The following is a 13,076-nucleotide window of genomic DNA, read 5'->3' as shown; positions in this document are numbered from 1 at the left end:
GCGATGGCCAGCAGCAGCAAGCGCGACTACAGCCTTGTCGGCGAAAGCACTCGGCTTGCGATCGAGACCGGGCTCGCCTCGGCCGAGTGGTACCATACCGACGTGCCGCGCAAGACCATGAAGGAATTGATGCAGCGCTCCGACGGGCCGGCGATCCGCGACACCATCATCTGGATCGTTGCGATCCTGGGCTCGGCGGCCGGCATCGTCTGGTTCTGGGGCAGTTGGTGGGTCGTGCCGTTCCTGTTCGTCTATGGCGTGCTCTACGGCTCGTCGAGCGACTCGCGCTGGCACGAATGCGGCCACGGCACCGCCTTCCGCACGCGCTGGATGAACGACGTCGTCTACCACATCGCTTCCTTCATGCTGATGCGCAACCCGGTGCAGTGGCGCTGGAGCCATGCGCGCCACCACACCGACACCATCATCGTCGGCCGCGACGCCGAGATTGCGGTGATGCGGCCGCCGGACCTCATCAAGGCGGCGCTTGCTTTCACGGGCATCCTCGACTTCCGTTATGCGCTGCCGACGCTGGTGCGCCAGGCCTTCGGCACATTGTCGGACGACGAGAAGAGTTACATTCCGGAGATGGAGCAGCACAAGGCGGTGACCGCGGCGCGCTGGCACATGGTCGTGTATGCCGCGACGATTGCTGTCGCGATCGCGCTTGGATCATGGATACCGCTCGTATTGATCGGCCTGCCGCGGCTCTACGGCACTTGGCACATGGTGCTGACGGGGCTGTTGCAGCATATCGGGCTGGCCGACAACGTCACCGATCACCGGCTGAACACGCGCACCGTCTACATGAACCCGGTCAGCCGCTTCATCTACTGGAACATGAACTACCATGTGGAGCACCACATGTTCCCGATGGTTCCGTACCACGCGCTGCCGAAACTGCATGAATTGATCAAGCACGATCTGCCAGTGGCGAACCCGTCGATGTGGCATGCCTATCGCGAGGTCTGGCCGGTGCTGCTCAGGCAGCTGAAATACGAGGACTATTATCTCAAGCGCGAATTGCCGCTGACGGCCAAGCCGTATCGCGGCGAATTCCATGATCTCGACATAACGGCCGCGGCCGCCGAATAGGCGCAGCATAGGCAAACTGGAGACAGACGATGGCGGAGTGGGTCGAAGCATGCGAGGTCGACGACGTGGACGAGGAGGATGTGATCCGCTTCGACCATGGCGGCCGCACCTTCGCGATCTACCGCTCGCCGGAGGACGCGTTCTTCGCCACCGACGGTTTTTGCACGCATGAAAAGGCGCATTTGGCCGACGGGCTGGTGATGGACGACATCATCGAATGCCCCAAGCACAATGGCCGCTTCAACTACAAGACCGGCCAGGCCAAGGGCGCGCCGGTCTGCGTCAACCTCAAGACCTATCCGGTCAAGGTCGAGGCCGGTAAGGTGATGATCGATATCGGCTGAAAGCCGCCAGACAAAACAGGATGTAACCGATGAGCCGGAAGAGACCGACCGTTGCCGATCTGCGCGCCATGAAGGGCAAGCGGCAATTGACCATGCTGCGCGTGCTGACGCTGGAGGAAGCCGAGGCTGCCGAGCGGGCAGGGGTCGACATCGTCTCGGTGCCGCCGGAACTGGTTCTCAACCCGCAATATCGCGACGCCGCGCCCAGCCTCTTCACCATGCCGGGCGACAATTTCTTCGAGATCGGCACGGCCGACGATTTCGTGCGCTGGTCGTTCCGGCTCTACAAAGCCGGCGCCGACGCGGTCTATTGCAGCGCCGGCTACGCCACGATCAAGCGCATGGCCGACGACGCCATCCCGGTGATCGGCCATGTCGGCCTGATCCCGTCGCGCGCGACCTGGACCGGCGGCTTCAAGGCGGTCGGCAAGACAGCCGATACGGCCATGCAGGTGTTCGAGGCGGTCAAGCAGCTGGAAGCTGCCGGCGCGATCGGCGCCGAGATCGAGGTGGTGCCGGTGGAAGTGGCGAAGGCGATCTCGGAACGTACTTCGCTGATCATGCTGTCGATGGGCGCCGGCACCGGCTGCGACGCGCAATATCTGTTCGCCGAAGATATTCTCGGCACAAATCGCGGTCACATGCCGCGCCACTCGAAAGTCTATCGCAACTTCGCCGCCGAATATGACCGGCTGCAGCAGGAACGCATCGCGGCGTTTTCCGAATATGTCGCCGACGTCAACAGCGGCGCCTATCCGGAAGACAGGCATGTCGTGCACATGGATCCGGACGAGCTCACCCACTTCGTGAGGAAGGTGGACGCAAAGCCCTGAACCAAGAATCGAAAAGCGTCAGCCCGTGGCCGGAGGGCCTTGCCAGATTCCGCTGACGAGAGCGGCATAGAGCGCTTCAGCGTCGATGCCGAGCGGCCTGTCTTCCTTGAGCGTCGCCACATGCGAACGCACGGCCGCGTGGATCGCGCCGGTGGCCGGCGCGAGCGCCATGCCCTCGCGCAAGTCGATGGCCTGCGCCGCGGCCATCAGCTCGAAGGCGATCAGCCGCCGCCACAGCTCGATCATCTCGGCGCATTTGGCGACGGCGAGCGGCGTCTGCGTGGCGTGATCCTCGACGCCCTCGGACACGGGCAGGAAATCGAGCATCACCGGATTGGCCTTGTGGCGGATCGCGGCCAGGATCGCCGCCACCGTCTTCTGCAGCGGCACGAAGCCGGCAGAGGCGCCGCCGACCGGCGACAAATATTTCGGCAGGCCGTGGCGGGTTGAGCCGGTGAGCTGGACGAAGCGCGCGGCAGACGCTGCCGCGCATTGGGCGATCGCCAGGCCAAGCGTCTCGAAGGCGAGCGCCAGCGACGCTGTGTGGAAATTGCCGGTCGACATGACCAGTTCATCATCGGCCAGCACCAGCGGATTGTCGGCGGCGGCGTTGAGCTCGATCTCGACAGCCAGCCGTGCATGGTCGATCGCCTGGATCAGCGCGCCGTGGATCGAGGGCATGCAGCGGATCGACAGCGGGTCCTGGATGGTGGTCGGCGCCGGCGCCTCATCGCGCGCCAAGAGGTCGCGCAGCGCCTTGGCCGCAAGCTGCTGGCAGGCGCCCGGGCGTGCCTGATGCTGGCGCGGGTCGAGGATGGTGCGGTTGGCGCCGATGCTTTCCATCGTCAGCGCGCCGGCCTGCTGCTGTTGGTCGAGCGCCGACAGCGCATCGGTCAGCGCCAGCGCTCCGGTCCCGACGGAAACGGCCGAGGCGTTGATCAGGGAAAGACCGTCCTTCGGCGAGAGAGTGACCGGTGCAAGCCGCGCCATCATCAGCGCCTTGGCGGCAGGCATGCGGCGGCCCTGATATTCGGCTTCGCCATCGCCAATCAGCACGCGGGCGACCGCCGTCATCAGCAGAAGATCGCCGGCGCCGATCGACCCGAGCGACGGCATCACGGGATGCACGCCGGCATTGAGCGCTTCGACCAGCGCGGTGAACACGCGCGGCGACAGGCCCGAGCCACCGGAAGCGAGCATCGCAAGGCGGGCGAACATCGACGCCCGCACCACCGGAACCGGCAGAGCATCGCCGACGGCGGCGCTGCGGCCTTCGATCAGCTGGCGCTGGAAGGCGCCGGCGTCGCCTACGACAGCCGTGACGAGATTGGCGCCGAGCCCGGTGTTCAGCCCGTAAATCTGCTGGCCGCCGGCCGCGGCTGCATCGAGGACCTGGCGAGCCTTGTCGAGCTTTTCAAGCACGGCAGGCGTGATCTCGACCTTGCAGGCGTTGCGCGCGGCGGCAACCACATCCTCGATGCTGATGCCCGCGCCGGTGAGAACGAGCGGGCTCATGCGAAGCGCAGCCTCTGGCCGATGCCTTTTTCCGCGGCCTTGGCGAGCATGGCCTTGCCCAGCGCGATGTCCGACAGCGAGAGGCCGCGATGCCAGAACAGGATCGTCTCGCCATCGCTTTGCCGGCCGGCTTTGAGGCCGGCCGCGATCTGGCCGAGCTCGGCATGCAGCGTCGCCTCGCTCAGCCGTCCCGTCTCGACATGGGCGCGCAGCGAGCCGAACTTGCCGCCCTTGCACTGGCCCCAGTCGTCGACGACGATCTTCTGCATGATATCGGTCAATGACAGCTCGACCGCGCTCATCGTGCCATAGGGCACGACCAACGCGCCGCGCTTGATCCATTCGGTCTTGAGCAGCGGCTGCGGTTCCGGCAGCCGCGAGGCTTCGACGACGATGTCGGCGCCTTCGACGCAGCTTTTCCAGTCGGCCACGGCCATGACCGGCTTGCCGAGATCGGCCGCCAGCTTCGCGACAAAGCTATCGCGGCTTTCGGGGCGGCGTGAGTGGACGCGGATCTCGTCGAAGTCGAAGAGATGGTCGAGCAGGCGCACGTTCCAATAGGCGGTGCCGCGCGCGCCGATATGGCCGAGCACCTTGGACGACTTCTTCGCCAGATGCTTGGCGCCGATGGCGGTGACCGCGCCGGTGCGCATATCGGTGATGACAGTGGCGTCGAGGATGGCGCGCGGCGTGCCGGTGCGCGGATCGAAAAGATTGAGAATGCCGAATTCCGACGGCAGGCCGTGCCTGTAGTTCTCGACATAGTCACCGACGATCTTCACGCCGGCGGCGTCGAGCGGCGCCACATAGCCGCGCAGGACGTTGAAGTGGCCGTGGAAGGAGGGATCCGGCTCGAGATGGACGCGCGGCTCGATCACCGTCTGGCCGTTGCCCTGCGCGACGAGCCCGGCTTCGACGGCGCCGATGATCTCGGCGTCGGCCATGGCAAGCGCTTCGATGTCGAGAGCATTGAGATAGTCGATATAAATCGGCTTCATGCGTTTTCCTCGGCCACCCCGGCTCATCCATAACAGGCGAAACGGCGACACGGAAGTTTGTTGGATAAGCTTTGGACTGGGCCGGCGCCACGGCGATGTTTGCCTAGTCCTGCCGGCCGATGCCGCGCCGAGATTTCAGGCCATTCAGCGAACAATTGACGTCGTGTCGGGCGCATTTTGCGGACTCGAATTGCGCCGGTCCCGCGGGGTCCGAACAGGTTCTTTCGCGCGCCGTGCGATCACGGCAACGAACTGCCAAAAGCCCAAGAGTTTCCGCCAATTGCGCCAGTTACGGCAATCGATGCGTCCACTCGGAAAATAGTCGGAGAGGCGCGGTTCTTGAACGCGGATTCATTTGACGAGCCGCTGTTGAGCCGATTAGCTTTCATGCGGGGTGCAGGCCGGCAAGGCCTTGCCCTCGGGGCGAAAGACACAAGCGATGAATGCGACCGGCTGGCCGAACTGGAGGCGCCTTAATCAGGAAGGCATCGTCTTTGCCATCGCCATCCTGTTGTTCGCCGCCGCTGCGCTGGGCCTGCCAGGTTTCCTGACCGCCGACAATCTGGTGGCCATCGTGCGCTCGGTCTCGGTGCTCGGCATTCTGGCGCTTGGCATGGCGGTCGTCATCATCGGCCGCGGCATCGACCTGTCGGCGGTGGCGATCATGGCGATGTCGGTCGCCTGGTACCTGCAACTGCTCAACACCGGAACCTCGGACGGACTCGCCTTCGTCTATGTGCTGGCGGGCGTACTGGCCATCGGCCTGCTCAACGGCTTTCTCGTCGCCTATGCCGACGTGCCGGCGATCTTCGTGACCTTGGCCACCGGCTCCTTTGTGTTCGGCTATGTGCGCTCGCAACTGATCACGCAGGATGCCGTGCCGGTGCCCGGCGGACACTGGGTCGAGTTGCTCGGCGGCGTCCGCTTCCTCGATATTCCGGTCGAGGTGTTCGTCTTCGCCGGTTTGGCTTTCCTGGTGTTCCTGTTCCTGCGCTACACCAAATGGGGCCGCTTCATCTATTTCGCCGGCGACAATCCGGTCGCGGCCCGCAACATCGGCGTTCCGGTACGGCCCATGCTGATGCTGCGCTACGTGCTCTCGGCGTTCGTGGCGCTGGTCGCCGGGCTTTTGACGGCAGCCAGCCTGCATTCGATCAACACCCGCATCGTCAACTCGACGCTGCTCTACGACATCGTCCTGGTGGCGGTGATCGGCGGCATCGGCCTTTCGGGCGGCAGGGGCGGGGTGCGCAATGTGCTGGTGGGGGCGGCGCTGATCGGCATCCTGCTCAACGCCATGACCATCATCGACATTCCGCTTCTCTACCAGAACCTGATCAAGGCGGCGATCCTGCTCGGGGCCATCATCGTCGACGGCATCATCAATCCGCGCGACGAGCAGACCGCGCAACAAGGCGACATTTAGAGCAGATGGCAAGGCCATCTTGCTCTCGGGTACCCGGGCGATCGCGACGATCGCCCGGCAACGAAAACCGAACCAGAGGTGTGACATGAGACTACTCAGAACATTGATGGCCGCCGCCACGGCGCTCGCCGTTACCGCCTTCGCGGCGCCGAGTTTTGCCGCAGACGATCCCGGCCCGGCCGCCTATGCCAAGGCGCTCAACGGCAAGCGCGTCATGCTGGTGCCGCTGGCGATGGGGTTCGACCTGGCGCAGGGTTGGGCGCACTACCTGAAGAAGGAAGTCGAGGCCTGGGGCGGCACATTCGAGACCCGCGACCCGAACTGGGTGGTCGATGCCGGCGCGCAGGCGATCACCGACGCCATCGCTTCGGACACGCGGCCGGACGTGCTGATCATTCATGCGCCCGACCTCAACTCCTACTCGAAGCTGATGAAGAAGGCGCAGGCCGCCGGCACCTATGTGCTGCTGGTCGACAATCCGGCGAACTTCCCGGCCGACGCCTTCGTCGGCAGCGACTGGGACAAGCTCGGCCAGCTCGAAGCCGAAGCGGCGATCAAAGGCTGCGGCGAGAATTCGTCCAAGAAGATCGGGCTGGTGCAGGGCGACCAGGCGAACTCGTCTAGCCTCTACCAGTATGCCGGCATCATGAAGGTGCTGGAGAAGCATCCCGACTTCCAGGTGGTGGCAAAGCCGGATTCCAATTGGGACGCGACCACCTCGCGCAACGTGACGACGACGATGCTGCAGCAGCACCCGGACATCTGCTCGATCATCGACTTCTGGGACGGCGACGCCACTGGTGCCTCGGCCGCGATTCGCGACGCCAAGCTCGAGGGCAAGGTGTTCCTGGTCACCACCGGCGGCGGCGAGAAGGCGGCCGATTGCGACAAGCTGAACGACGGCACCTATGGCGCCGTGGTGATGACCGATCTTGCCCGCCAGTCGGGCGACATGAACGCCATCATCAAGTTCCTGCTGCAGAGCGGCCAGCCGGCCGGCACCTCGCACACCTACATCTACACGCTGGAGAAGGCGACGACCAAGGCCGACCTCAAGCCCGACAGCTGCTGGGACCTGAAGGCTCTGCAAGCCGAAGCGGCGGCGAAATAAGCCGCGCAGCCGGAAAAGCATCCACGGGGTGGCCGGATTGTTCCGGCCGCCTCTTTCCCGTTTTTAATGACAGCAGCAGCCGATGAATTTCCGTGAACGCCTCCAGGCCTGGCGCTACAATCTCGTGCCCGACCATCTGGTCGGCGAGATCCTGACCAAGCGCTGGACCGACAACGCCATACCTTTCCTGGCGCTGGTGGCGACGCTCGGCGTGTTCGGCTCGATCATTCCGGGCTTCTTCAAGCTCACCTCGCTGCAGGAATCCACGCGACAGCTCGGCGAGTTCTCGCTGGTCGTCATCGGCATGACCGTGGTGATGTTGGGCGGCGGCATCGATCTTTCGGTCGGCTCAATCTTCGCGCTGTCCTGCTTTTCCGCCGTCTACGTCTTCTTCATTCTCGAACAGTCGATCTGGCTGGCCTTGGCCGCGGCACTTTGCACGGGGCTCGTCTTCGGCGCCGTCAACGGCTACCTCGTCGGCTATCTCAGGCTGCGTGCCTTCCTCACCACGCTGGTCACCTTCATCTTCGGGCGAGCGCTGTTCGACATTCTCGTCACCACCTATGCCGCCGACGTGCAGCTTTCGCAGGCGAGCTCCGATGTGCTCGACTTCATCGGCGACGGCACGTTCTGGGGCCTGTCGGTCTCGGTCTGGCTGGCCATCATCCTCGCCGTCATCACGCATATCGCGCTGACGCGCTCGCGCCCGGGCTGGCATGTGCTGGCGGTCGGCGGCTCCCGGCGCTCGGCGCATAATGCCGGCATCCGGGTGCGCCGCACCGTGTTCATGACCTATGTCTTTTCCGGCTTCTGTGCCTCGATCGGCGGCTTCCTGATCGCCTGCCGGTTGAGCGGGGCAGGGCCGGGCACCGGCCTCAATCTCGAGATCATGGCGCTGACCGCGGCGGTGGTCGGAGGCGTCAGCCTGGGCGGCGGACGCGGCTCGGTGGTCAAGGGCTTGATGGGCGCCATCATCGTGCTGACCATGACCAACGGCCTGATCCGACTTGGATACGGCACCGGCACCAACCAGATGGTGCTCGGCATCCTGCTTGCGGTCGCCGTCACCATCGACATCCGCTGGCTGAAGAACCGCCACAAGGTGCTGAACGAGGTCTATGTCGCGCCGGTCTACCTCAAGATGGGCGAGACGCAATCGGCTGCGCCCGGTTCCGGCACGTCCTACGAGCTCGACAACCGGCTCTCGGCGGCGGACCATATCGGGCTCGGCGAGCTGGAAGGGCCGGAGGACGTCATCCTCGACCGCGACGACCATCTCTATTGCGGCACGCGTCATGGCGAGATCGTCCGCTTCTTCGCACCGAACTACCGGCGTTCCGAAGTCTTTGCCCATATAGGCGGCTTTCCGCTGGGCTTGGCCTTCGACAGGGCCGGCAATCTGATCAGCTGCGTCGGCGCCATGGGGCTCTATTCGGTCTCGCCGGACCGGGAGGTGAAGCGCCTCTCGGCAGAGACGGCACGCTCCTGGACCTCGATCGTCGACGATGCGCGTCTGCGCGACCCGAACGATTGCGACATCGCGCTAGACGGCCGCATCTATTTCACGGATTCGACCAAGCGATATGATGCCCATGATTGGGCGCTGGACTCGATCGAGAATCGCGCCACGGGCCGTCTTTTGGTGTACGACCCGAAGGACGGTTCGACCAAGACGCTGCTCGACGGCTATCGCTACACCAACGGCGTGTGCATGGCGCATGACGGCAAGTCGCTGTTCTTTGCCGAAAGCTGGGCCTGCCGCGTGCATCGCTATTGGCTGGAAGGGCCGAAGGCAGGCACCGCCGAATGCGTCATCCGCGACATGCCGGGCTATCCCGACAACATCAACCGTGCCTCGGACGGCAATTACTGGATGGCGTGGCTCGGCATGCGCACGCCGAGCTTCGACCTATCGCTGCGCCATCCCGACATGCGCAAGCGCATGACGCGCCGCCTGCCGCAGGACGAGTGGCTGTTTCCCAACATCAACACCGGCGGCGTGGTGAAGTTCAACGAGAAGGGCGGCATTGTCGAGACGCTCGGCGATCTTTCCGGCAACGCGCATCCGATGGTCACCTCGATGCGCGAGCACAAGGGCTACCTGTTCGTCGGCGGCATCCTCAACAACCGCATCGGGCGCTACAAGATCAGTGGTGCGGACCCGAACTGGACGAGCCCCGCTTCCTATTGGGGAGACAAGCCATGATCCTCGATCCGATCCTGGATGTCTTTCGCGGCAAGGCGGTCACCATACCGCCGCTCGACGGCGCCTTTCGCCCCAACACGCGGCTGGACGACGCGCCGGCCTTCGCCGAACTGAGCGAGCCGGACAATCTGCTGGTGTCTGACGGGCGGCTGCTTGTCTCCAGCGGCAACGCTATCCTGGCGGTTGCGGCTGGTTCCGAGCCCGTCGCTGTCGAAACCTTTCAATCCCCCATCACCGCGCTGGCGCTGTCGCCATCGGGCGAACTGACCGTCGGGCTGGAGAGCGGCAGACTGCTGATTGCCGGCAAGGAGGTTTCGCTGCCGGCCGAATTAAGGTGCATCACAGCGCTTGCCTATGCCGATAACGGCACGCTGTGGCTGGCCAATGGCTCCAGCGAACATGCTCCGTCGCAATGGGCGGCCGACCTGATGAAGAAGGGCGCATCCGGTTCGCTGTGGCGGTGCGGGGCGGGTGGCATCGGTTTTCAGAAGATCGCCGGCGACGTCGCCTTTCCCTATGGGCTTCACCCGGTCGGCGCCAACGTGCTGGTGAGCGAAAGCTGGCGCCACCAGCTCGTGCGCTTTGACGGCGCGACTGGCAACCGCACCACGGTGCTGACGCATCTGCCCGGCTATCCGGCGCGGCTGGCGCCGGCCGGCGGCGGCGCATGGCTGACGCTGTTTGCGCCGCGCAACCGGCTGATCGAATTCGTGCTGCAGGAAACACATTATCGCCGCGACATGATCGGCCAGGTGCCGCCAGCCTACTGGATTGCGCCGGCGCTGGCCTCCAACCGCAGCTTCCTCGAGCCGCTGCAATGCGGCGGCATCCGCACCATGGGCATCCACAAGCCGTGGTCGCCCAGCCGCTCCTATGGGCTCGTCGTGAAACTCGACCGGGCCCTGCAGCCGCAGTTCAGCCTGCACAGCCGCGCCAACGGCACGCGGCACGGCATCTGCAGCGTGGCGGAAAAGGACGGTCGCCTGTTCGTCGCCGCGAAGGGCGGTGATTGCGTGCTGGCGCTCGACCTCGCTTCGGGAGGTTTCTGATGGAACCGATCGTCCGTCTGGAAAACGTCACCAAGACTTATCGCGGCGTGCCGGCCGTGAAGAATGTCAGCTTCGATCTGCGGAAAGGCGAGATCCATGCGCTGCTTGGCGAGAACGGCGCCGGCAAGTCGACGCTGACCAAAATCATCGCCGGCGTCGTCGACGCGACTTCGGGCAAGATGTTCCACAAGGGCGTCGAGACGGCTTACGCCTCGCCGCACGCCGCGCTGGAAGCGGGCATCGCCATGGTGTTCCAGGAGACCAGCCTGGTGCCGTCGATGACCGTGGCGCAGAACCTTTATCTCGGCACGGAGAAATTCCTCAACCGGCTGCGCGGCACCTACATCTCGGCGCAGCAATTCCTGCAGTCGCTGAATTTTCCGGTCGATCCCAATGCGATGGTGGCGACGCTGGGTGCTGCCAAGCGGCAGATGGTCGAGATCGCGCGCGCCGTCCACCACAATGCCGAGATCATCATCTTCGACGAACCCACAGCGACGCTGACGCCGGAGGAAAAACGCCATTTCTTCGCGCTGATCCGCAGGCTCAAAGCGCGCGGCGTGTCGATCGTCTTCATCAGTCACGCGCTGGAGGAGGCGCTGATGATCGCCGACCGCATCACCATCTTGCGCGACGGCGAGCTGGTGATCACCGACCAGACATCCGCCTTCGACCGCGACAGGATCGTCGCCGCCATGGTCGGGCGCTCGCTGTCGGGGCAGATCTACCGCCAGCGCGACGAGACGAAGCTGCGCAAGGCCGGCAAGAAAGTGCTGTCGGTGCAGGACATCTCGATGAGCAACATCGTGCGCAACAATTCCTTCTCGATCTTCGAAGGCCAGATCACCGGCGTGTTCGGGCTGATCGGCTCCGGCCGCACCGAGACCTTCAAGATTGTCTCGGGCATCTACAAGCGCGACTTTTTGCGCGGTGGCGCGATTGAATTGGACGACAAGCCGGTGCGCTACCTCGTGCCGAGCGAGGCGGTGGCCGACGGCATCGTCTATGTCACCGAGGACCGCAAGAGCGAAGGCATCTTCGAGACGATGGGCATCGCCGAGAACCTGTTCGGCGGCCTGCTCGCCGCGGGCCGCGAAAAGGCCTGGGTGATCAACCAGCAGGAGATGCGGCAGCTCTCGGCCGAATGGACCAAGACACTCAACATCAAGGCGATCAACGACAACGCCCGCGTGGTCGAGCTTTCCGGCGGCAACCAGCAGAAGGTGGTGATCGGCAAGGGGCTGGTGCAGCAGCCGCGCATCGTCATTTTCGACGAGCCGACACGCGGCGTCGATGTCGGCGCCATCGCCGAGATCCACCAGATCATCAACCGACTGGCCGACGAGGGCCTCGCTGTCGTCGTCATCTCGTCCTACCTGCCGGAGATCATGAACCTGTCCGATCGTATCCTGGTCTGCCGACAGGGCCGTATCGTCGAGGAGTTCTCGCCGGCGGAGGCGACGGAGGAGAAGATCATGTACGCGGCAGTGCACTAGGGTGTCGCTGGTGGCACCTTGACAATTGGCCGGAGCCTCCGCGACGTCGTCATCCACGGGCGGAGCAAGGAGCGAAGCGACGCGCGCAGACCCGAGGATCCATGCCGGGACTTTCAGGCGCGGCTACGGTCCAGAATTCTGCTCCGCTGCGCCCTTCGCGCGAGGTCACGGAATGGATTCCAGGGTCTGCGCGCGTCGCTTCGCTCCTTGCTCCGCCCTGGAATGACGATGCTGAGGTGCTTCGGCCAATTTCCGCGGCAGTGTGTTGCTTCGAGCTAAAAACTGAATCGGACAAACACGTTAGCTGTCTATGCGCAACACTTGGTTCAACGACCTCGACCAGCGATTCAAACGAAAGGAAACACCATGGCCACCACAAAACTGCTCAGCGATGCCGAGGTCAAAAAGATTCCGGCGGCGAAGGCGGTGTTCGACGATATCCGGGCGACGCGAAAATCCGACTTCGTCAACAATTTCTGGCGCGGGCTGGCCAACGATCCGGCGGCGCTGAAGCGGGTGTGGGAGCAGCTCAAGGCGGTGATGGTCGCCGACGGCGCGATCGATCCGCTGACCAAGGAGATGATCTATATCGCGGTCTCGACTGCCAATGGCTGTTCCTATTGCGTCCACTCGCACACGGCCGCCGCCCGCGCCAAGGGCATGACCGACGCGCAGCATGGCGAGCTTGTGTCGATCATCGGGCTTGCCGGCCAGACCAATCACCTGGTCACGGCAATGCAGATTCCTGTCGATCCGCAATTCGAGGTGAAGTGAGGCGCCGGCTTCTCCTTCTCCCCTTGTGGGAGAAGGTGGCCGAGCGAAGCTCGGTCGGATGAGGGGTGTTCCAGCGGTGTGAGAGGCTGGTGTCTTCTGGAGCACCCCTCATCCGTCTCGGCGCTTCGCGCCGATCCACCTTCTCCCACAAGGAGGGCTTTGCACGGGAGAGTGAATTCTGTTTGTTGGGCTAATGAGGCGTTTTTTGAAGGCCATGGGAGCGGTTTTG

Annotated in this window: 11 protein-coding genes; 9 read left to right on the top strand and 2 right to left on the bottom strand. The window is 64.2% G+C overall.

Annotation, left to right across the window (positions count from 1 at the left end):
* Window positions 1-3 precede the first annotated feature (3 nt).
* Genes LB526_RS00055 through LB526_RS00045 form a run of 3 tightly spaced genes read left to right on the top strand, consistent with a single transcriptional unit; the run spans window position 4 to window position 2,272 of the window.
* Complete coding sequence (locus LB526_RS00055) at window positions 4-1,095, top strand: fatty acid desaturase family protein (protein WP_224625916.1); 1,092 nt, start codon at window positions 4-6, stop codon at window positions 1,093-1,095.
* Window positions 1,096-1,124: 29 nt separating this feature from the next.
* Window positions 1,125-1,439 carry a MocE family 2Fe-2S type ferredoxin gene (locus LB526_RS00050; RefSeq protein ID WP_224544909.1) on the top strand — a complete coding sequence of 105 codons (315 nt, stop codon included), beginning with the start codon at window positions 1,125-1,127 and terminating at the stop codon, window positions 1,437-1,439.
* 29 nt (window positions 1,440-1,468) lie between these two features.
* Complete coding sequence (locus LB526_RS00045; RefSeq protein ID WP_224625570.1) at window positions 1,469-2,272, top strand: 3-methyl-2-oxobutanoate hydroxymethyltransferase; 804 nt, start codon at window positions 1,469-1,471, stop codon at window positions 2,270-2,272.
* An 18-nt stretch (window positions 2,273-2,290) separates the two neighbouring features.
* On the opposite strand, the gene hutH is transcribed toward LB526_RS00045, so the two are convergent.
* Window positions 2,291-3,787: a histidine ammonia-lyase gene (gene hutH, locus LB526_RS00040; protein WP_224625569.1), complete on the bottom strand. Its 1,497-nt coding sequence runs from the start codon at window positions 3,785-3,787 to the stop codon at window positions 2,291-2,293.
* Window positions 3,784-4,785, bottom strand: a complete 1,002-nt coding sequence (locus tag LB526_RS00035; protein ID WP_224625568.1) for an ornithine cyclodeaminase family protein — start codon at window positions 4,783-4,785, stop codon at window positions 3,784-3,786. The genes hutH and LB526_RS00035 overlap by 4 nt, the downstream gene beginning before the upstream one ends.
* Window positions 4,786-5,224: 439 nt before the next feature.
* On the opposite strand from LB526_RS00035, the gene LB526_RS00030 reads away from it, so the two are divergent.
* From LB526_RS00030 to LB526_RS00005, 6 genes are all read left to right on the top strand, one after another.
* Window positions 5,225-6,211, top strand: coding sequence for an ABC transporter permease (locus LB526_RS00030; protein WP_224625567.1), 987 nt, complete (start codon window positions 5,225-5,227; stop codon window positions 6,209-6,211).
* 85 nt (window positions 6,212-6,296) lie between these two features.
* Window positions 6,297-7,322, top strand: coding sequence for a sugar ABC transporter substrate-binding protein (locus LB526_RS00025; RefSeq protein ID WP_095770191.1), 1,026 nt, complete (start codon window positions 6,297-6,299; stop codon window positions 7,320-7,322).
* Window positions 7,323-7,404: 82 nt separating this feature from the next.
* Window positions 7,405-9,528 (top strand): ABC transporter permease, encoded by a 2,124-nt coding sequence (locus LB526_RS00020; protein ID WP_224625566.1) that lies wholly within the window; start codon window positions 7,405-7,407, stop codon window positions 9,526-9,528.
* Window positions 9,525-10,577, top strand: a complete 1,053-nt coding sequence (locus LB526_RS00015) for a hypothetical protein (RefSeq protein ID WP_224625565.1) — start codon at window positions 9,525-9,527, stop codon at window positions 10,575-10,577. Before LB526_RS00020 ends, LB526_RS00015 begins: the two co-directional genes overlap by 4 nt.
* Entirely contained in the window at window positions 10,577-12,073 is a 1,497-nt protein-coding gene (locus tag LB526_RS00010; protein WP_224625564.1) for a sugar ABC transporter ATP-binding protein, read from the top strand. The genes LB526_RS00015 and LB526_RS00010 overlap by 1 nt, the downstream gene beginning before the upstream one ends.
* 366 nt (window positions 12,074-12,439) lie before the next feature.
* Window positions 12,440-12,847, top strand: coding sequence for a carboxymuconolactone decarboxylase family protein (locus tag LB526_RS00005; protein ID WP_224625563.1), 408 nt, complete (start codon window positions 12,440-12,442; stop codon window positions 12,845-12,847).
* Window positions 12,848-13,076: the final 229 nt, after the last annotated feature.

The organism is Mesorhizobium sp. CA6 (genome assembly GCF_020165035.1).
In the GTDB taxonomy this organism is placed as follows: domain Bacteria; phylum Pseudomonadota; class Alphaproteobacteria; order Rhizobiales; family Rhizobiaceae; genus Mesorhizobium.
The sequence above is the reverse complement of the archived record's forward strand: the minus strand, read 5'-3'. Positions and strand labels throughout refer to the sequence as shown.